The organism is Hymenobacter segetis, assembly GCF_054776495.1.
The window spans coordinates 219,501-238,583 of record NZ_BAAHBV010000003.1 but is presented as its reverse complement, the minus strand read 5'-3'; the positions used below and the strand labels follow the sequence as shown (position 1 = coordinate 238,583).

Sequence of the window (19,083 nt, the reverse complement as noted above, 5' to 3'; positions counted from 1 at the left end):
ACGAAAATTTTATATCTAATAATGAGTGTATTACGATGAAAAACCCCTCCTTCCTGCCTGTTTTGATGCTGCTGGTTTCCGGCTCGCCGGGGCTTGGGGGGACGTTTGCGCTGCACTGCCCCCACACTTGCTCATGTCGTTAACCGCTTTCCTTGCTTTCCTGGCCAATATCCCGCTTAAGGGCGTGGCTGCTGGTGCCGCTGGTTTGGGGCTCAAGTCCCTGCTCAATACGCTGCTCACGAAGTTGCTTGACCGGCGAACTGAACGGCTGAAAGATGACCGCAGCGCGGTGGAACGTGAAAAGGACCGGCATCACGAAGCCAAGAAATGGCAGCACGAAGCCCAGGAACGCGAAAAGGACCGGGAGCACGAGGGTAAGAAGTGGAAGCACGAGAAAGCCCTGGCTCTCATCAACGCCCCGGCCCGCAGCACCAGCAGCAGCGTCATGGCTGTGGCTTAAGCCTCACCAGCAGCCCCGAAACGAGGTTTTAAAACCCTTTTCTCGTTTTGTCCCAATCACTCTGCTGCTGACTCACTGTAATCGATACCGTCGTGCCTTGAACGAGCTCTGTTCAGTTGAAGGAGGGTATGTTTAACATATCTGTGCCTGCGGCAACGTTACGACAACAATATATCCGTGGGACTACCCCTCATCCGTATGAAGTATGCACTCCCTGTAAAGCACAAAGGCGTATTGCTCCTGCTTAGTGGGATGTTGCTGTTCGGGTGGTATTGGGCACTTTGTGTACCTTCTCATAGAAGCTTATATGAAGCCCTCCGCTATATATATCATGAGGGAAGCCGGATAGGGCTCCTGGTTGAGTCCGCCCTGTTTTTCCTGCCGGCGGCCGCGGCACTACTACTGTATAGCAGTGCGCTCTTCCCTGCTAAACGGCGCATTAGAACGGGGGCATTCCTGCTGCTGGTGGTCGACACGCTGCTCAAGAGCTATATCTTCTTTGTATTGATAGCGCAGCAATACTTTGCCTTTTACTCAATGGATGTGCGTTTCCTGTTACCCTTTCCGAGCACCGCCCTCTTGTGGGTGCTTTTTTACATCACCCGGAAACGGGAACGAAGTGTCTGAATGGTCCCGATAGTAAAGACCAGTGTTCAGGAAAACGGTCAAAATAACAAACGGCAAGTCAGTGTCCCGCCTGCGCCGCCAGATTCCCCCGCCCCGGCCACCACTCCGGCCGGTGGGGCAGCCGCAGCTCCTGCCCCTCGAAGCGGCGCACGCCGTAGTCGCCGCCGCTGAGCTCGCCGAAATCCTCGGCCAGGCGCACACGGTAGTCGGCATCAATCCAGAACAGGTGGCGGTCGAAGGCGCGGTGCAGGTTGGGGCAGAGGGCCACGCCGTTGGGCAGGGTGTCGTCGTGGCTCACGGCCCAGGGCACGATGTGGCAGGCATCGAGCAGCGGCACGGGGCTGCTGCGGGTGCTGAGTAGCTTCAGGCCCGAGACGGCGCAGGTGTAGTCGTAGGCTTCGAGCACCACGCGCTTGAACACGCCGCTGCGCACCGTGAGGTCGAGCTCATCGGCGGGCGCTACGTGGGTGCGGTAGAGGGCGGCGGGCTCTTCCAGCATCTGGCGGCGGATGCCGGCCAGCGCCTCCTGGCCGGCGCGGGCGCGGTAGCGGCCCTGCGTTTGGGGGAAGTAGCGCGTGAGCAGGGCTTGCGTGAGGGCCGCCCGGTGGGCGGGCGCTTGCAGCAGCAGCCAGAGGTCGGCATCGAGGGCGGCGTAGGCCACCACGTCGCGCAGGTGGCGGAAGCTGCGGATGGAGCCCGAGCGGGTGAGCAGGATGTCGAGGCCGGGCCAGGTGTGCAGGTGCCAGAAGCCGTCGGAGCGCAGGTGGTAGAAGGGCAGGGCGAAGTTGGCGGCCGTGAACAGCGCCGAGGTGCCCAAATCGGTGCAGATGGCTTTGAAGGCCGCGATGAGCTCGGGCGTGATGCCGATGCGGTTGCCGGTGATGGAGCCGTCGGCGACGCCTTCGAGTACAGCCAGCAGCAGGGCGGGCTTGTAGGGGGCTTCGCCGTGCTGGCGGCTGGTGGCCACGCGCAGGTGCTGGAAGCGGCGGAGGTAGGTAGAGAGCATGAGAGGGCAGGAGAGGGCAGGGGGCCGGGCCCCGGGCAGTGGTCCCGGCCGGGCCGGAGCCAGCCGGGAAGGCGCGGGCGAGCTGGAAAAGGAATCGGGAAAAGGTACGCCGGGCGTCGCTTGCATCTGTGGCGGGCTCCGCGGACGAAGTGATTGATGGGCAGTCAGAACAGTGCAGGAGAGTAGGGGCAAAGGACGCTGGTAAGTTCAACCCATCATCACTTCCCATCCTAATCCTATGTTCAAACACTACTTTCTTGCCCTACTGCTGGCGCTGAGCTGTGGTCCGGCGTTTTCCGCTAAATTTTACGTGGCCCCCACGGGCAGCGACACCAACAGCGGCACCATTCAACAACCCTTCCTCTCCATTCAGCAGGCCCAGACGGCGGTGTCGGCCGGCGATACGGTGTGGGTGCGCGGCGGTGTTTACATGATGCAGAATTCGCAGATAGCGGGATACGGTGCCCCGTATGCCTACGTCACGCTGTTGAATAAAAGCGGCTCGGCCACGGCCGGCCGCATCAACTACTGGGCCTACCCGGGCGAGCGGCCGGTATTCAACTACGCCAACGTTAACCCCAACGTCACCAATGCCGGCGCTCCTTTCGTCGGCCCTTACCGCCTCAGCGCGTTTGAGGTGACGGGTTCGTACATCCACATTCGGGGGCTGGAAGTGGTGGGCGTGCGGGTGCCGTCCGTTAACAGCACCACCAACACGCTGTCCATCTGCTTTTCGCAGAGCGGGCAATTCGGCAACAACATCTACGAGCGGCTGAGTATGCACGACGGGCAGGCCATCGGCTTTTACCTGACCCGGGGCCCGAACAACCTCATCCTGAACTGCGACGCTTACCGCAACAACGACAATATCAACGCGCCCAACTCCACCGGCACCGCCAACGGCGGCAACGTGGACGGCTTCGGCTGCCACCCCAACCGGATAGACTACACGGGCAACGTGTTTCGCGGCTGCCGCGCCTGGCAAAACAGCGACGACGGCTACGACTGCATCTCGGCCTACACCGCCACCACGTTTGAGAACTGCTGGGCCTTTTACAACGGCTACACCCAGAACTTCGCGACCCGGGGCGACGGCAACGGCTTCAAGGCGGGCGGCTACGGCTCGACGGCCCTGACCGGCATCCCGTCGCCGGTGCCCAGCAACACCGTCCGGTTTTGCGTGTCGGTGCGCAACCGGTCGAACGGCTTCTACTCCAACCACCACCTGGAGGGCAGCACCTGGCTCAACAACACGGCCTATAACAACGCCGTGAACTTCGACATGCTGAACCGCAAGGCCCGTAATTCTACCGATTACCTCACCGATGTGCCCGGCTACCACCACACGCTGCGCAACAACATCAGCCTGCTGCCCCGCTCCACCAACGCCGCCACCCGCGACCTGAACAACTACGACGCAACGCCCGGGGCCAACACCACCGACCACAACACCTTCCTGAACCCCGCCGTGACGGTGGACCCCAGCGACTTCGTGAGCCTGGACACCACCCTGTTGCGGGCCCCGCGCCAGGCCGACGGCAGCCTGCCCGTGACCAGCCTGCTCCGCCTGGCCCCCGGCAGCGACCTGATTGACGCCGGCGTCGACGTGGGCTTTCCCTACAGCGGCACCGCGCCCGACCTGGGGGCCTACGAAACGGCCAACCCCACCATCTGGACCGGCGCGGTGAGCACCGATTGGTTTGACGCCGCCAACTGGACCGGCGGCGTGCCCACGGCCACCCTCGATGCCCTTATTCCGGCCGCAACCCGCTACCCGGCCATCGCCGCAGGCACTGCCACGGCCCAAAACCTGACCATCAGCGTTGGGGCAATGCTCAACCAAGGCGGCGGCACGCTCAGCCTTACCGGCAACCTGACCAACAACGGCACCTTCGCCGCCACCGAGGGCACGCTGGCTACCAGCGGCACCGTCAACCAGCTGTTGGGCGGCAGCAGCGCCAGCACCTATAAAAACCTGACCATTGGGGCCGGTGGCGCCGCCCTCGGCACCACAACCAGCATCCGGGGCGTGCTCACGTTGGTGGGCAACCTGGCCACCAACAGCAAAGTCCTGACGCTGCTCTCCAGTGTGAGCGGTGGCGTGGCCACCGACGCGCTGGTGGTGAACAGCGGCGGCCGGGTACTGGGCACGGCCACCGTGCAGCGCGCCATCGACCCGAGCGGCAACGCCGGGCTGGGCTACCGCCAGTACGCGGCGCCGGTGAGTAATACCACCGTGGCCGACCTGGCTACCAGCGGCTTCACTCCCGTGGTAAACCCCGCCTACAACTCGGCCGCCGCTCCGGGCAGCGTGCGGCCGTTCCCGACCGTGTACGGCTACGACGACAGCCGCCTGACCCTCACCAATACCATGAGTAGCTTCGATAAAGGCTGGTTCTCGCCGGATGCGCTGACCGATGCGCTGGCCGTGGGCCGGGGCTACACCGTGAATATCGGAGCCGGCGAGCTGGTCGATTTCCAGGGCACCCTCACCAGCGGCGACCAGGCGCTGGCCCTGCCCAGCAACCGCGCCAGCTACCCCGACGGCGGCTGGCAGCTGCTGGGCAACCCGTACCCCGCCCCGCTCGACTACTCCCTGGTAGCGCCCGCCGACCGCCCGGGCCTGGAGGCCGCCATGTATGTATTCGGCAGCAGCGCCCAGTACGCGGGGCAGTACCGCAGCTACATTAATGGCATCGGCAACCCGGTGCTGCCGGTGGGGCAGGCGTTTTTCGCCCGCGTGGCGGCCGGCCAATCCTCGGCCAGCCTCACCTTCCGCAACAGCCAGCGTCTGACCGCGCCCAGCGCCACCACCTTCCAGCGCACCACCGCCGAAACCCGGCCTCTGGTGCAGCTCACATTGCAAGGCGTCGGCCGCCCGCTGGTGGACGAGGCCACGGTTTACTTCGAAAACGGGGCTACCAGCGGCTTCGATGCTGCTTACGACGCCGAGAAGCTGCCCAACCCTTCCGGTCTTAACTTATCAACCAGCCTGGCTGGCCACCAGCTCAGCATCGACGGCCAGCCCGGCCTCGGCACCGCTCAGCGCGTGGTGCCGTTGGCCGTGGGCGTGCCGCAGGCGGGCACCTACACCCTCACAGCCAACCAACTGCTAAACCTGAACACCACCGCCGTGTACCTGCGCGACGTGCAGCTCGGCACCCTCACCGACCTCACGCAGCAGCCCACGTACCAGTTCACGGTGACCAATGCCGCCGCGCTCAACACCACACGCTTCGAGCTGGTATTTGCGGCGCGGTCGGCCCTGGCAGTAGCGTCGGCGGCTTTATCTCAGCAAGTAGCATTATACCCCAACCCGGCCAAAAATCAAGTGACCATTGAGTTCCCGCTCAGCCTAAACCGCCAGCCGGTAACGGCCGCTTTGGTTGATGCCCTGGGCCGGGTGGTGCGCCAGCAGGTGCTGCCCGCTGGTGCGGTTGCCCACGCGCTGGCCTTGCCTAACGTGGCGCCCGGCGTCTACTCCCTGCGCCTGACTACGGAAGTGGGAGTGGTGGTGAAAAAGCTGATTGTGGAATAATCGGAAAGCTGGGAAAAGCCCCGTCGCCAGGTTGGCGGCGGGGCTTTTTTGTTGCGGCTTCTATATTGAACGGTCATGCTTCGGCTCCGCTCAGCATGACTGTTCAATTAACACGACCGTTCAGCTGTTAAGACTTCTCAAGCAGACTTCTCCGCCCCTCATAACCTTTTCCTAATGCCCGGGGTAAGCAAAAGCCCGTTAGCTTCGCCCGTATGAAAACCCTCTATCTCCTTCGCCACGCCAAATCCAGCTGGAGCTTCGATGAGCTCAGCGACCAGGAACGCCCGCTCAACGACCGTGGCCGCGACGATGCCCCCCTGATGGGCCAGGCGCTGGCCAAGCGCCGCATCTGCCCCGATGTGATTGTGAGTTCGCCCGCCGTGCGCGCCATGAGCACGGCCGTGCTGGTGGCCCGCGAAATGCAGTACCCGCACGATAAAATCGTGGTCGAGTCCGGCATCTACGGGGCCGACGTGGACGATTTTCTGGCCATTCTTAAGGATTTGCCCGATTCGGCCGCCTCGGCCCTGGTGGTGGGCCACAACCCCACCATCACCGAAACGGCCAACACCCTCTCTCCCTCCAGCATCAATGAGATGCCCACCGCCGCCGTGGTCTGCCTGCGCTTCGAGTGCGAGCAGTGGGCCGAAGTGAGCAAGGTAAACGCCGAGTTTTATTTCTACGACTACCCGCGCAACGCGGAGTAGAAACGGAGCACTAATCAGGCCGGGGTAACAAAAAAAGAACGTCATGCTGAGCTTGTCGAAGCATCTCTACCGTAGAAGTAATCAATGCTCTTGCAACGAAGCGGTAGAGATGCTTCGACAAGCTCAGCAGGACGTTCTGCTCATTCTTAATCGACTTCCAAGAATTGAAAACCCTTTCCCGCGACCTGAGCTGGCTGCGTTTCAACGCCCGCGTGCTGCAAGAAGCCCAGACGGATACCGTGCCGCTGCTGGAGCGCCTCAAGTTCCTGGCCATTTTCAGCAGCAACCTCGACGAGTTTTTCAAGGTGCGGGTGGCCACGCTACGACGGCTGACTAAGCTCAAAAAGAAAACCCGCGCCAAGCTCGGCGAAAGCCCCAAGCGGCAGCTCAAAGAGGTGCTGGCCGAGGTGGCACGGCAGCAGGAGGAATTCGGGGCCACGTTCCGCGGGCAGCTGCTGCCCGAGCTCAACCGCCACCACATCCACCTGCTCACGGAGGCCGAGCTCACCGATAAGCAGCGCGAGTGGACGGCCCGCTACTTTGAGAAAAACGTGCGCGACCTGCTCTCGCCCGTGGCCCTCGATGATACCCTGCACCACCTTTTCCTGAAGGACCAGGCCGTCTACCTCACTTTCTTCCTGAGCCAGCCCAACGCTGCCACCAGCAAAGCCAAGAACAAGCACGCCGACGAGCGGGTGCTGATAATGGAGCTGCCCACCAAGCGCCACGGCGGCCGCTTCGTGCGCCTGCCCGATGAGGGCGAGGAGCGTTACGTCCTGTTTCTGGACGACGTAATCCGCGTAGGGGCGGCCGGACTGTTCCCTGCTTATCAGCAGGTGGAAGTCAATGCAGTGAAACTCTCACGCGATGCCGAGCTGGACATCGAAGAAGAGGTTTCGGGCGATTTGATGGAGAAAATCCGCAGCAGCCTGGCCAAGCGCACCACCGGATTCCCGGCCCGCATGCTCTTCGACCCCCAGATGCCGAAGGAAGTCCTGCGCGCCATCAAGCAGAAAACCGGCATCACCGACGAAGAATTGGTGGAGGGCAGCCGCTACCACAATTTTCGCGACTTCTTCGGCTTCCCCAATTTTGGCGAGGCCGACTTTCACTACCCGCCCCGGCCGGCGCTGCCGCACCCCACGCTGCCGCGCACGGGCAGCCTGCTGGCGGCCATCGGCCAGCGCGACCACCTGCTGCACCCTCCCTACCAGTCCTTCGACTACGTGACGCGCCTGCTGCGCGAAGCCGCCGCCGACCCGCGCGTGTCCGGCATCAGCATCACGCTCTACCGCGTGGCCAGCAAAAGTGCCGTAGTAAAAGCCCTGCTCAAAGCCGCTAAAAACGGCAAGCAGGTCACCGTGGTAGTCGAGCTGAAAGCGCGGTTCGATGAGGAATCCAACCTCTTCTGGGCCGATAAGCTGAAGCGGGCCGGCGCGCACGTCGTCTTCACCCCGCCCGAGCTCAAAGTGCACAGCAAGCTCCTGCTCATCACTCGCCGCGAGGACGACGAAACCACGCGCCGCTACGGCTATTTCAGCACCGGCAACTTCAACGAAAGCACCAGCGAGCTTTACACTGACCACGGCCTGTTCACGGCCGATGAGCGGCTGACCCGGGAATCAGCCGCCGTGTTTGAGTACCTGCGCGACCAAGCCACCGTGCCCGAGCTACACCAGCTGCTGGTGGCCCCTTTCGGCCTGCGCTCCGGCCTTTGTGCCCTGATTGACTACGAAATCAAACAGGCCAAAAAAGGCCACGAGGCCTACATCATCCTCAAAGTGAATGCCGTGGAGGACGAGGGCATGATTGCCAAGCTCTACGAGGCCAGCCACGCCGGCGTGCGCGTCGAGCTCATCGTGCGCGGCATTGGCCGGCTGGTGCCGGGCCAGCCCGGCTTCAGTGAAAATATCAGCCAGCGCGGCCTCGTCGACCGTTTTCTGGAGCACAGCCGGGTGTACGTGTTCGGCCACGGCGGCGAGGAAAAAGTCTACGTGTCTTCCGCCGACTGGATGACCCGCAACCTCGACCGCCGCGTGGAAGTCGCCTTCCCCATCCTCGACGAAAGCCTGCGTGCCGAGGTACGCCACCTGCTCGATTTCCAGCGCAACGACAACGTGAAGGCCCGCGATTTCGAGAATGCGTTCATCCCGGCCGTAGAGGGCGAAAAGCCCCTGCGCGCTCAGGAGGCCACCTATGCCTGGCTGAAAGGCCAGAAGCGCCGCCAGCGCAAATAGCGCAGCTTCGGCCGCTGTTAATAAGAAAAGGCCCGCTATCAGCATAGCGGGCCTTTTTTGCGGACTCAACTTGGGCTGTCCCACCGGCAATAATGAGCCGATAGCTGACCCGGCTGATTACTTCTTTTTGATGTCGCCGCGAATCTCGCCGTTCGGGAAAGCCGTCGAGTGCATGTTCACATACATGCCATTGTTGAGCAGCTGGGTAGCCTGGTCGTCCGTGAGCGTTACCGTGCCCGTGATGGGCGACGTCAGCGAAGAGAATGGAATGGCCACTGCTCCGTTGACGCCCGGGGCGCCCGAGTGGATGTGAGCCGCCGAAGGCGTAAAACCAGAAAACGTAACGGTGTACGTGAGCTGCTTATTGCTGCTGGTGTATACACCTGCAAAGGTCCCGGCGGCAGTGGTGCTGTTGGCCGGCACCTGCTGCGTCCCATTGATGGCAGCCGTTAGATTGGTGGTGGTGCTAGCTGCGGGCGTGGCGTCGTCTTTTTTGCTGCAGGCAGTAAAGAGGCTCAATGCGGATGCTGCGAAGATAATGTAGGACTTTTTCATTTTTTGAAATTGAGTTGGTGTCTAATTGGGCTTTGAAAAAAGTTTAAGTTATTGTGACTATAACTTAAACAAAAGGAAAAGGTTTAGGGTATTATTCCATAATGGGGACGTGCAGTTACACTCTATTGCGCTTTGACCCTGTTTTTTCCCAATTTGGGACAAATAACAGTTTTCCCTTTTCGGTCTCTAAAACAAGATTTTACCTGGACAGTAATAAGTCTGCAACTGGCTGTTTATAAAAGCAGAATAAGATTATTCCGGCTTGCTGTTGCGTTAAAAGTGTTTCGTTTACGACTCTTTTTTCTGCGCTGGGTTCAACATTTAGTCTTTTTATAATTTTTTTCTCCTCCCGTTTTCGCATGAATAATTTTACCCTGCGTTGTTTCCTATTGGGTGTTTCGTTGAGTCCGGCATTGCTACCGGCCACCGCCCAGGCGCAAACTCCCATTACCCCAGGCGAGGGTGCCGGGGCCACCACCGCCGGCAGCTCGTCGACCCTGACCGGCCAGGTCACCTCTGCCCAGGGACAGGTGCAGCCTAATACCTCGGTGTCAATCATCTCGCTGGCTACCAGCCAGCGCCGCACCGTGCAGGCCAGCCAGACGGGCACGTTCACCATTGGCGGGCTGGTATCTGGCGGGCCCTACGTGGTGCAGGTGCAGCAGCCCGGCTTCCGGGTGCAGAACATCACCAACGTGTTTCTGAAGGCCGGTGAAGCCACTGTGCTCACCGTGACGCTGAACCCCGAAACCGTAGCCGTAGGTACCCGTCGTAGCGACCGTACCGCCCTGGAATCGGCGGTGCCGGTAGATGTGGTGGAAATGAGCGAACTGGTGCGCACCGTGCCCCAGACCGACCTCACGCAGCTGCTGCAATACACGGTGGCGGCCTTCAACTCGACGCGCCAGACGGGGGCCGGCGGCTCCGACCACGTGGACCCGGCCAGCCTGCGCGGCCTGGGTACCGACCAGATGCTGGTGCTCGTGAACGGCAAGCGCCGCCACACCACCGCCCTGGTAAACCTGCTGAGCAACCGCGGCCTGGGCAGCGTGGGCACCGACCTCAACACCTTGTCTAGCTTGGGCGTGGAGCGTGTGGAAGTGCTGCGCGATGGTGCCGCGGCCCAGTACGGCTCCGACGCCATTGCCGGCGTAATGAACATCAACCTGAAGAGTGACAACCACGGCGGCAGCGTGCTGCTGAGCTCGGGCGTGACTTCGGAGGGCGACGGCCTGGCCACGCTGCTGGGCGTGAATAAAGGCTTCCGCTTGGGAGAAAAAGGGTTTTTGAACCTGACCGCCGACGCTGACTACCGCGGCCGCACCACCCGCGGTTACGCCCGCGACCCGCTGGTGAGCCCCGTATTCGTGGCCAACAACCCGGCCGCTGAGCAGGCCGCGCTGGCGGCCGCCGGCAAGACCTACAAAGACTTTGAGCAGCACAACGGCGATGCCCGCGTGCGCAACGTGCGCGGCTTGTTCAATGCCCGGGTGGAGGTATCGGAAGCCCTGGCGTTTTACGGTTTCGGCAGCTACAACTTCCGCCGGGGGCAGGCCAATACGCCGTGGGTACTGCCCGCCACCCAGCCCAACGAAGTGGTGAAGGAGCTGTTTCCGTACGGCTACCAGCCCGAGGTGAACACGCGCATCCATGACGGCGCGGGCACGGTGGGCGTGGTGCTGGGCCGCAGCGGCCCCAACCATTGGACCCTGGACCTGAGCAACACCACTGGCTACAACCGCATGAACTACGACCTGGCCAACACGCTGAATGCGTCGCTGGGCTCGGAGTCGCCCACGGTGTTTGCCAATGCCGGCGGCTTCCAGTTTCTGCAAAACGTGACCAACGCCACGGCCAACCGCTTTTTTGATAAAGTGCTGGCCGGCACCAACGTGGCTTTCGGCGGCGAGTTCCGGGCCGACCGCTACGAAATCATGCGCGGCGATGAGCGCGCCGAGGCGGAGTACGACAATAACTCGCTGGCCCAGCAGGGCGCGCAGGGCTTCAGCGGCTTTGGCCAGGCCTCGGCGGTAGTGGGCAGCCGTACCAACGTGGGCGCTTTCCTCGACGTGGAAGCCGACGTAACCAAGCGCTGGAGCGTGAGCGGCGCGCTGCGCTACGAGAACTATTCCACCTTCGGCTCGGCCTTTATTTACAAGGCCACGACGCGGGTGAAGGTGGCGGATTTCCTGGCCGTGCGCGGCGCGTTCAACACGGGCTTCCGGGCGCCGTCGCTCCAGCAGGTGCTCTACCGCCAGATTACGCAGCGCCCCGGCGTGAGCGGGGTGGTGTACTCCGGCATTTTCAACAACCAAGACGAACTGACCCAGAAAGCCCAGGTACCCACCCTGACGCCCGAAAAATCGCGGAGCTACAGCGCCGGTCTGGTGCTCACGCCCACGCCGTCGTTCTCACTCACGGCCGATGCGTATTTGATTGACATCGACAACCGCATCACGCTGTCGGGCTTGCTGCGGCCGGGTTCGGGCATCAGCCCGGAGTTTACCCAGCTGCTGGCCAACAACCGCGTGAGCCAGGCCCAGTTCTTCACCAATGACCTGGACACCCGCACGCAGGGCATCGACGTGGTGGGCAGCTACCGCCATGCCCTCGGCAAGGGCCAGCTCACGGTGACGGCGGCGGCCAACTTCAACCAGACCCGCACCCGCGCCCAGAACATCCCGGCCAACTTCAGCAGCCTGCAAACCGACGACAACCCGACCACCAACTACATCGACCCGCGCCAGCTTTCGCTCATCGAAACCGGCAACCCGGCCAGCAAAATCCTGCTCGGCGTGAACTACAGCCTGGGTAAATTCGGCATCGGCCTGCGCAATACGTACTTCGGCGAAGTAAAATACTACGACGTGGCCCCCGACCCGGCCCGGTACGATTTCGGCAGCTACCTGCTGGTGTTCAAGCCCCGCACCGTGACCGATTTGCTCATCAGCTACCAGCCCGCCAAGGCGCTGACGCTGACCTTGGGCGCGCAAAACCTCTTCAACGTGAAGCCCAATACCCTCAACGAGGCGGCTTCCAACGGCGTGGCACCCGGCGGTTTCGCCAGCCGAGGCGATTTCGAGCGGTATTTCCAGAACCGCTACGGTGTGCCGTCGCCCTTCCCCGCCAACCACGACGTGTACCCATATGCTCCGGTGCAAATGGGCTTCAACGGAGCTTTCCTGTACCTGAAGGCGGTGTATAACTTCGGGATTTAGGTAGTAAAAAGCAGTAGGGTGCGGGGCTTGCCCCCGCCCGGCGTTGAACGGTATCATCGTTCAATGCCGGGCGGGGGCAAGCCCCGCATCCTACTGCTTTTATTTCTACTTCCGGCTGCGTTCAGCCTTTTGCAGCAGCTTCCGGGGCGGCACGATGAACAGGTCCAGGCTGGCGTAGGGCGTGCCGCCGAGCTGGCTGTTGATGAGGCGGTCGCGGGTGCTGTTGGTGCGGTCGAAGGCGTTGAACTGGTAGTTGTAGCGGTAGCCGGCTTCGATGCCCGTCCAGAGGAAGGACAGGAGTTCGTGCTCGTAGCGCAGGCGGAATTTCAAGTCAATCTGGCGCAGCTCCAGCGAGGTGACTTTGGGGTTGTTGGGCGCGGCGAAGGGCGTGCGCAGCTTCAGGTTGTAGTTGTTGCTGGCCACCTCGTAGCCGGCAAACAGCAGTGAATTGGACGACAGGTTGCGCCGCACCAGCACCCGGGCCGGAAACAGCGCCTCCACGCCCCAGCGCGGGTTGAAGGAGCGGTTGTACACCAGCACGGGGTAGATGCTCTGGCGGCCCAGGTTGTAGCCCAGCTGCACGCCCAGGCCCCAGGCAAACGTGGGGCTGCGCTTCCAGCCGTAGATGAATTCGGAAGTGACTTTGAGGTAGTCGCTCACGCTGAGCTCGTCGGAATTATAGTCGCCGTTAAGCTCGGTTTTGGTGCGGAAAAGGTACCAGTGCACCGCATCCACCGGCCGAATCACGGCCAGCTGCGCGCCAATCACGCTCAACCCCTTGTTTTCGATGTTGCTGTAGAGGCCGTACTGGTCGGTAGTGGCCGGCGTACTGAACTGGAATTCCTGGCGGTCGTAGTTCAGGCCTAGAATGAGCTTGAGGTGCGGGTGGTTGAGCAGCGGCGCGTAGGCCTTGATGACAAGGTTGGCGTTTTTGCTAACCTGGGTATTGTAGTCAGAACCCCCGCCCACGGCCGTACTTTTCAGGCTGAAATTGCCCGGAATCCGCTCGTACTTCACAATCAGACCCTTGCTCGGCCCCATGCCCACCACCTGCGAGTTGGCAAAGGTCTGGGCATCGGAGCGGCCGGCCCCGGCCGTATCGAGCGGCGCGGGCGGCGGGTACACGGGGATATCCTGCGCGGCGGCTCGGCCCAAACCCAGCAGCAGTAGAGCACCCAAACGAAGAAAGCGTACCTGATTCATGACAGAAAAGGCCGGGCCTGATGTAGCCCGGCCTTCGCCCTTACGATAATATTCACGTAACGTTCATGCCCAATCGGCCCGGCAACAATTTGATAATGCTGCCGAACCGATGGGGCTATTCGCTGGCCCAAGTGTTGGCCTGGTAGGGGTAGCGCTGCTGGTGCAGGGCCGCCACGCGCTTGCCCAGCAGCTCACGCAGCTCGTCCAAGTTGGTGCGGTCCTGGGCCGAAATGAAGACCACCGGGTCGTGCAGCTTGGCCATATAAGTAGCTTGCAGCTGCTCCAGCGGCGGGCGCGGAGCAGTGCCGTCGTCCTCGGCATCCAGCACTTCGCCGAAGGGGTCGTGCTCCACGTCGTCGTGCTTGTACTGGTCTATTTTGTTGAACACCAGCAGTGTGGGCTTGTCGGCCGCGCCGATGTCGACCAGCGTATCGTTCACCACCTGAATCTGCTCCTCAAAATTGGGGTGCGAAATGTCCACGACGTGCAGCAGCAAATCGGCTTCGCGGATTTCGTCCAGCGTGCTCTTGAAGCTCTCGATGAGCTTGGTGGGCAGCTTGCGGATAAACCCAACCGTATCAGAGAGCAGAAACGGCGTGTTTTCGAGCACCACTTTGCGCGTGGTGGCGTCCACGGTGGCGAACAGCTTGTTTTCGGCGAATACATCGGCCTTGCCCAGCACGTTCATCAGGGTGCTTTTGCCCACGTTGGTGTAGCCCACCAGCGCTACCCGGATGTTGCCGCCGCGCGACTTGCGCTGGGTGTGGCTCTGCTTGTCTAGGTCTTCGAGCTTCTCCTTGAGGAAGGCAATCCGGTCGCGCACAATGCGACGGTCAGTTTCAATCTCCGTTTCACCGGGTCCTTTCATGCCCACGCCACCACGCTGCTTGTCCAGGTGAGTCCAGAGGCCGGTGAGGCGGGGGAGGAGGTACTGATACTGCGCCAGCTCGACCTGCGTGCGCGAAGTGGCCGACTTGGCCCGCAACGCGAAAATATCGAGAATGAGCAGCGAGCGGTCCACGATTTTTACCAGCAGCTCGGCCTCCAGGTTGCGGAGCTGGGAAGGAGAGAGGTCATCATCGAACACGACCATGCTGGTGCCTTCGTGCTGCACGTAGGCCTTGATTTCTGCCAGCTTGCCCTCGCCCACGTAGGTGCGGATATCGGGCTTTTCGAGCCGCTGCACGAAGCGTTTGGTGGCAGTAGCGCCGGCCGTTTCAATCAGAAATGCCAGCTCATCAAGGTATTCAGTGGTCTGGGCTTCGGACTGCCGGCGCGGGGGCACGGAGATGAGCACGGCGGTTTCGTGCTCTTTGGCGGTTTCGTAGGTGCCGTTGTCGGCCGCCTTCAGCAGGATGCGGCCCGCCCGGCCTTTCACGCCGTCGACGGCGCCGACGTGGCGGGTGCTGTTGCCGGGCTTGCGGCCGCCGGATTGGGTATTTGCCATGGGAATGTTGTTGTCAGTATTGGATGGGCTGGATTCGGCTATAAACGCAAATCCAACCAAAAAGAACGTCATGCTGAGCGAAGTCGAAGCATCTCTGCCGCTTCGTTGCAGCAATTGAATTAGTTATGCGGTAGGGATGCTTCGACTGCGCTCAGCATGACAAATTTGGGCCTTACTTCAAAGTAAGCGAATACGCCACTACCTGCTGCACCTGCGCTGGCGTGAGCGTTTTGCCGAAGGCCGGCATCTTGCCCATGCCGTTGGTGACGAGGTAGGTGCGGCCGAATTCGTTGAGGTTGCTCTTGGTGAGGTCGTGCGCGCCGTTGAGGCCGCGCTTGCCGTTGGCCCCGTGGCAGCGCACGCAGTTTTTCTGGAAAATGGCTTGGCCGGGCAGCGCCGGTGGCGCGGCCGAAACCAGTTGCGGCAGCAGTGCCAAAAGAAACAAGAAGACCGAAAGACGAAGGTTCATAGCAGGCACAACACGCAAAGAGCCCACAAAGTACCGGCGTATTTTGGTGAAATGGTGAGTTGGTGAAATAGTGAGCCTCTGACTGCCTCGGATATAAACGAGCGGAGGTAAAATCCGTAAGGCCGACCTTTGCCCCCGAACTCACCATTTCACTCCTCACTACTCACCGTTTTGCGCGTCGCCATCGTCATCAATACCAGCTGGAATATTTGGAATTTCCGCGCCAGCCTTGTGCGGGCCCTGCAGGCCGCCGGCCACGAAGTGCTGGCCATCGCCCCGCCCGATGACTACTCGGCGCGCCTCGAAACCGAGTTGGGCTGCCGCTTCGTGCCCATTTTGATGGAGAATAAGGGCACCAATCCCATCAAGGATGCCGCCCTCACGCGCCGCTTCTATCGCATCTACCGGCGCGAGCAGCCCGATGTGGTGCTGCACTACACCATCAAGCCCAACATCTACGGCAGCATCGCGGCCCGCATCGCGGGTATACCCAGCATCAATAACGTGAGCGGGTTGGGCACGGTGTTCATCATCAAAAACTTCGTGAGCAAAGTCGCGCTGGGCCTCTACCGCTTCGCGTTCCGCTTCCCGGCCAAAGTGTTTTTCCAGAACGGCGACGACCGGCAGCTTTTCCTCGATAACCGCCTGGTGAAGCGCGGTATCACCGACCTGCTGCCCGGTTCCGGCGTCGATACTACCAAGTTCCGGCCCGCCGCCGGCTTCGTGCGCCAAACCCCGTTCGTGTTTCTGATGGTGGCGCGGGTGCTCTATGAAAAGGGCGTGGTCGAATACTTCGAGGCGGCTAAAATTATCCGGCAGGCCGTGCCCGGCACCCGCATCCAGCTATTGGGCGGGCTCGATGAGGCCGGCGGCGTGGGCGTGCCCCGCGCCACGTTTGAGGAATGGCTGAAATCCGGTGACATCGAATACCTGGGCCGGTCCGACGATGTGGCCGCCCACCTGCACAAAGCCGACTGCGTGGTGCTGCCCAGCTACCGCGAAGGCACTCCCAAAACCCTGCTCGAAGCGGCGGCCGTGGGCAAGCCCATCGTGACCACCGACGTGCCCGGCTGCCGCGAAACCGTGGTGGACGGCCGCAACGGCTACCTCTGCCAGGTGCGCAGCGGCGAAGACCTGGCCGCCAAAATGCTACAAGTGCTGCGCCTGCCCGACGCCGACCTGCAGGGCATGGGCCAGAACAGCCGCTACCTCGCCGAAACCAAGTTCGACGAGCGGCTGGTGCTCGATAAGTATATCGCGGCCGTGGCGGCGGTGGGGCGGAAGTAGCGTAAGTCTGTCATCCTGAGCACAGCGAAGGACCTTATCGCCGAAGAATAGTTTGCAGTAACCCAATTGCTGCGAATGTGATAAGGTCCTTCGCTCCGCTCAAGATGACAGACGGGAATCCCTCATTTTCCGCTCAATTCCCCTTCCCCCGCACCAAACCATCCTCCCCAATCTTCTACCTTTGCCCCAATGGAAGTAAAGACGTTCCCCCTCGCCGGCCTGATTGAGTTTACCCCCCGCGTTTTCGCCGACGACCGGGGCGTGTTCTTCGAAACCTTTAGCGAGCGCCTTATGGCCGAGGCCGGGGCTACCGCCCATTGGGTGCAGGACAACCAGTCGAACTCCAAAAGAGGCGTGTTGCGCGGCCTGCATTTCCAGCGCCCGCCCCACGCGCAGGCCAAGCTGGTGCGCGTAGGCCAGGGCCGCGCCCTCGACGTGGCGGTTGATTTACGCAAGGATTCGCCCACCTACGGCCAGCACCAGATGGTGGAACTCGCGGCCGAGCGGGGCAACATGCTCTACATTCCGGCCGGTTTCGCCCACGGTTTCATGGCCCTGGAAGACAACACCATCTTCCTCTACAAGTGCTCCGACTACTACGCCCCCGCCACCGAAGGCGGCCTGCGTTGGGATGATGCCGACCTGGGCATCAACTGGGGCACCGAGGTGCATCCGCTCGTGTCGGGCAAGGATAATGAGCTGCCGGCCTTCAAGGATTTCGTGAGCCCGTTCTAACGCAGGCCGTTTGTCATTGCGAGTGGAGCGCAGCACGCGGCAACCTAAGTCAGCGTAGCTAATCCGTCCTGTCAAACACCAGAAATGTTCTTTTACCAGAAAGCCCCATTACTTCACAGTATTGGGGCTTTCTGTTGTTGAAAAGGGCTGTGTCACATCTCAAAGCTGGACGCAGAGAGAGGACGGATTGCCACGGCCTGCGGCCTCGCAATGACAGGGCTACAGCAGCTCCACCAGCGTCTCCAGAGCCATGCCGCGGCTGCCTTTCACCAGCACCTGGCGGTTGCGCACGGGGTGGGCGCGGAGCCACTCGGCCGCTTCGGCTTTGGTGGCGAAGTGCTGTGCGGTGGGAGCCAGCGCCGCCGCCCGCGCCATTTCCGGGCCGATGAGCAGCACCTGCGGCAGCTGCAGCTCCGCCAGCAGCTGGCCGAGGTTGCGGTGTTCGGCGGGGCTGTCGTCGCCCAGCTCGAACATATCGCCGAGCAGCACCAGCTTGGTTTGGCCGGCCGCCACCGGGCGCGCCGCGAAGCTGCGCAGGGCAGCCGCCATGCTGCTGGGGTTGGCGTTGTAGGCATCCAGCACCAGCTCGTTGCCGGCGGGGGTACGCACCAGTTGCGAGCGGTTGTTCTGCGGGTTGTAGCGGGCCAGGGCGGCGGCGATTTTATCGGTTGAAATCCCGAAATACTGGCCCACTGCGGCGGCGGCGGCCAGGTTGGGGAAGTTGTAGTCACCGGTGAGCTGGGCCACCACTTCGGTATTGTCGCCCAGACGCAGGGCTACGGCGGGGGCAGCCGAGAGCAGCGTGGCGGGGTAGTTATCCATCACGCGGGGATAGGTGAGGATGGTGGGCACCTGCGCCGCCAGGCTGGGCAGGCGCGGGTCCAGGGTGTTCACGAAGGCCGTGCCACCGGTGCGGGTGAGGTAGTCGAACAGCTCGCCCTTGCCCAGGGCCACGCCTTCGGCCCCGCCAAAGCCTTCGAGATGGGCCTTGCCGATGTTGGTGATGAGGCCGTGGGTGGGCTCGGCCCACTCGCAGTAGGCCGCGATTTCGCCCCGGTGGTTGGCCCCCATCTCAATCACGGCGAAGTCGTGCTCGCCCTGGCGCAGGCGCAGCAGCGTGAGCGGCACGCCGATGTGGTTGTTGAGGTTGCCAATTGTGGCCAGGACCTTGAATTTCTGCGCCAGTACGGCCGTGAGCAGCTCTTTGGTGGTGGTTTTGCCGTTGGAACCCGTGATGGCCAGCACCGGAATGCGGAACTGTCGGCGGTGGTGCCGCGCCAGCTGCTGCAGGGCCACCAGCGGGTCGGGGGCGTAGGTGTAGTGGATGGGGTCCGAAGCGGCCAGCAGCACATCGTCGACCACGGCGTGGCTGGCTCCGGCGGCCAGCGCCTGCGGGGCAAAGTCAGCCCCGCGAAAGCTGGGGCCATTGAGGGCGAAGAACAGGGTGCCGGGCTGGGGCTGGCGCGAATCGGTGCTGACAAGGCCGCCGGCGGCCAAATAACGGGAATAGAGCAACATGCTGCGGAACTGGAAAAGCTAACCGGGTGTAACTTGCTGCAAAGGTGGGCGTGATTTTTGTTCCGCGCCCCGCGAA

Annotated in this window: 14 protein-coding genes; 8 read left to right on the top strand and 6 right to left on the bottom strand. The window is 62.1% G+C overall.

What is annotated here, in order from left to right:
- The first annotated feature begins 133 nt into the window (after window positions 1-133).
- Window positions 134-460 (top strand): hypothetical protein, encoded by a 327-nt coding sequence (locus ACYU70_RS17990; protein ID WP_342296999.1) that lies wholly within the window; start codon window positions 134-136, stop codon window positions 458-460.
- 198 nt (window positions 461-658) lie between these two features.
- On the top strand, window positions 659-1,087 hold the full coding sequence (locus ACYU70_RS17985) for a hypothetical protein (protein WP_342297000.1): 429 nt from the start codon (window positions 659-661) through the stop codon (window positions 1,085-1,087).
- A 58-nt stretch (window positions 1,088-1,145) separates the two neighbouring features.
- Here ACYU70_RS17985 and ACYU70_RS17980 read toward each other — a convergent pair whose 3' ends face one another.
- Window positions 1,146-2,093 (bottom strand): HNH endonuclease, encoded by a 948-nt coding sequence (locus ACYU70_RS17980; RefSeq protein WP_342297002.1) that lies wholly within the window; start codon window positions 2,091-2,093, stop codon window positions 1,146-1,148.
- A gap of 238 nt (window positions 2,094-2,331) precedes the next feature.
- Between ACYU70_RS17980 and ACYU70_RS17975 the strand changes: the two genes are divergently transcribed.
- The 3 genes from ACYU70_RS17975 (at window position 2,332) to ppk1 (ending at window position 8,575) form a co-directional block, all read left to right on the top strand.
- Window positions 2,332-5,631: a right-handed parallel beta-helix repeat-containing protein gene (locus ACYU70_RS17975; RefSeq protein ID WP_342297003.1), complete on the top strand. Its 3,300-nt coding sequence runs from the start codon at window positions 2,332-2,334 to the stop codon at window positions 5,629-5,631.
- Between the two features lie 212 nt (window positions 5,632-5,843).
- Window positions 5,844-6,338: a SixA phosphatase family protein gene (locus ACYU70_RS17970; protein WP_342297005.1), complete on the top strand. Its 495-nt coding sequence runs from the start codon at window positions 5,844-5,846 to the stop codon at window positions 6,336-6,338.
- A 164-nt stretch (window positions 6,339-6,502) separates the two neighbouring features.
- On the top strand, window positions 6,503-8,575 hold the full coding sequence (gene ppk1, locus ACYU70_RS17965; protein WP_342297006.1) for a polyphosphate kinase 1: 2,073 nt from the start codon (window positions 6,503-6,505) through the stop codon (window positions 8,573-8,575).
- Between the two features lie 117 nt (window positions 8,576-8,692).
- Here the strand turns inward: ppk1 and ACYU70_RS17960 are convergent, their stop codons facing one another.
- Window positions 8,693-9,130 carry a CHRD domain-containing protein gene (locus ACYU70_RS17960; protein ID WP_342297007.1) on the bottom strand — a complete coding sequence of 146 codons (438 nt, stop codon included), beginning with the start codon at window positions 9,128-9,130 and terminating at the stop codon, window positions 8,693-8,695.
- Window positions 9,131-9,489: 359 nt separating this feature from the next.
- Here ACYU70_RS17960 and ACYU70_RS17955 point away from each other — a divergent pair, with 359 nt between their 5' ends.
- Window positions 9,490-12,348, top strand: coding sequence for a TonB-dependent receptor (locus ACYU70_RS17955; protein WP_342297009.1), 2,859 nt, complete (start codon window positions 9,490-9,492; stop codon window positions 12,346-12,348).
- Window positions 12,349-12,453: 105 nt separating this feature from the next.
- On the opposite strand, the gene ACYU70_RS17950 is transcribed toward ACYU70_RS17955, so the two are convergent.
- The 3 genes from ACYU70_RS17950 to ACYU70_RS17940 form a co-directional block, all read right to left on the bottom strand.
- On the bottom strand, window positions 12,454-13,551 hold the full coding sequence (locus ACYU70_RS17950) for a hypothetical protein (protein ID WP_342297011.1): 1,098 nt from the start codon (window positions 13,549-13,551) through the stop codon (window positions 12,454-12,456).
- A gap of 115 nt (window positions 13,552-13,666) precedes the next feature.
- Window positions 13,667-14,998, bottom strand: a complete 1,332-nt coding sequence (gene hflX, locus ACYU70_RS17945) for a GTPase HflX (protein ID WP_342297012.1) — start codon at window positions 14,996-14,998, stop codon at window positions 13,667-13,669.
- A gap of 172 nt (window positions 14,999-15,170) precedes the next feature.
- Window positions 15,171-15,467: a c-type cytochrome gene (locus tag ACYU70_RS17940; protein WP_342297013.1), complete on the bottom strand. Its 297-nt coding sequence runs from the start codon at window positions 15,465-15,467 to the stop codon at window positions 15,171-15,173.
- 171 nt (window positions 15,468-15,638) lie between these two features.
- Here ACYU70_RS17940 and ACYU70_RS17935 point away from each other — a divergent pair, with 171 nt between their 5' ends.
- Both ACYU70_RS17935 and rfbC read left to right on the top strand, forming a co-directional pair.
- A complete protein-coding gene (locus ACYU70_RS17935) occupies window positions 15,639-16,754 on the top strand; it encodes a glycosyltransferase family 4 protein (protein WP_342297015.1) in 1,116 nt (371 codons plus the stop codon).
- A 189-nt stretch (window positions 16,755-16,943) separates the two neighbouring features.
- Complete coding sequence (gene rfbC / locus ACYU70_RS17930; protein ID WP_342297016.1) at window positions 16,944-17,489, top strand: dTDP-4-dehydrorhamnose 3,5-epimerase; 546 nt, start codon at window positions 16,944-16,946, stop codon at window positions 17,487-17,489.
- Between the two features lie 219 nt (window positions 17,490-17,708).
- On the opposite strand, the gene ACYU70_RS17925 is transcribed toward rfbC, so the two are convergent.
- Window positions 17,709-19,007 (bottom strand): UDP-N-acetylmuramoyl-tripeptide--D-alanyl-D-alanine ligase, encoded by a 1,299-nt coding sequence (locus tag ACYU70_RS17925; protein ID WP_342297017.1) that lies wholly within the window; start codon window positions 19,005-19,007, stop codon window positions 17,709-17,711.
- Window positions 19,008-19,083: the final 76 nt, after the last annotated feature.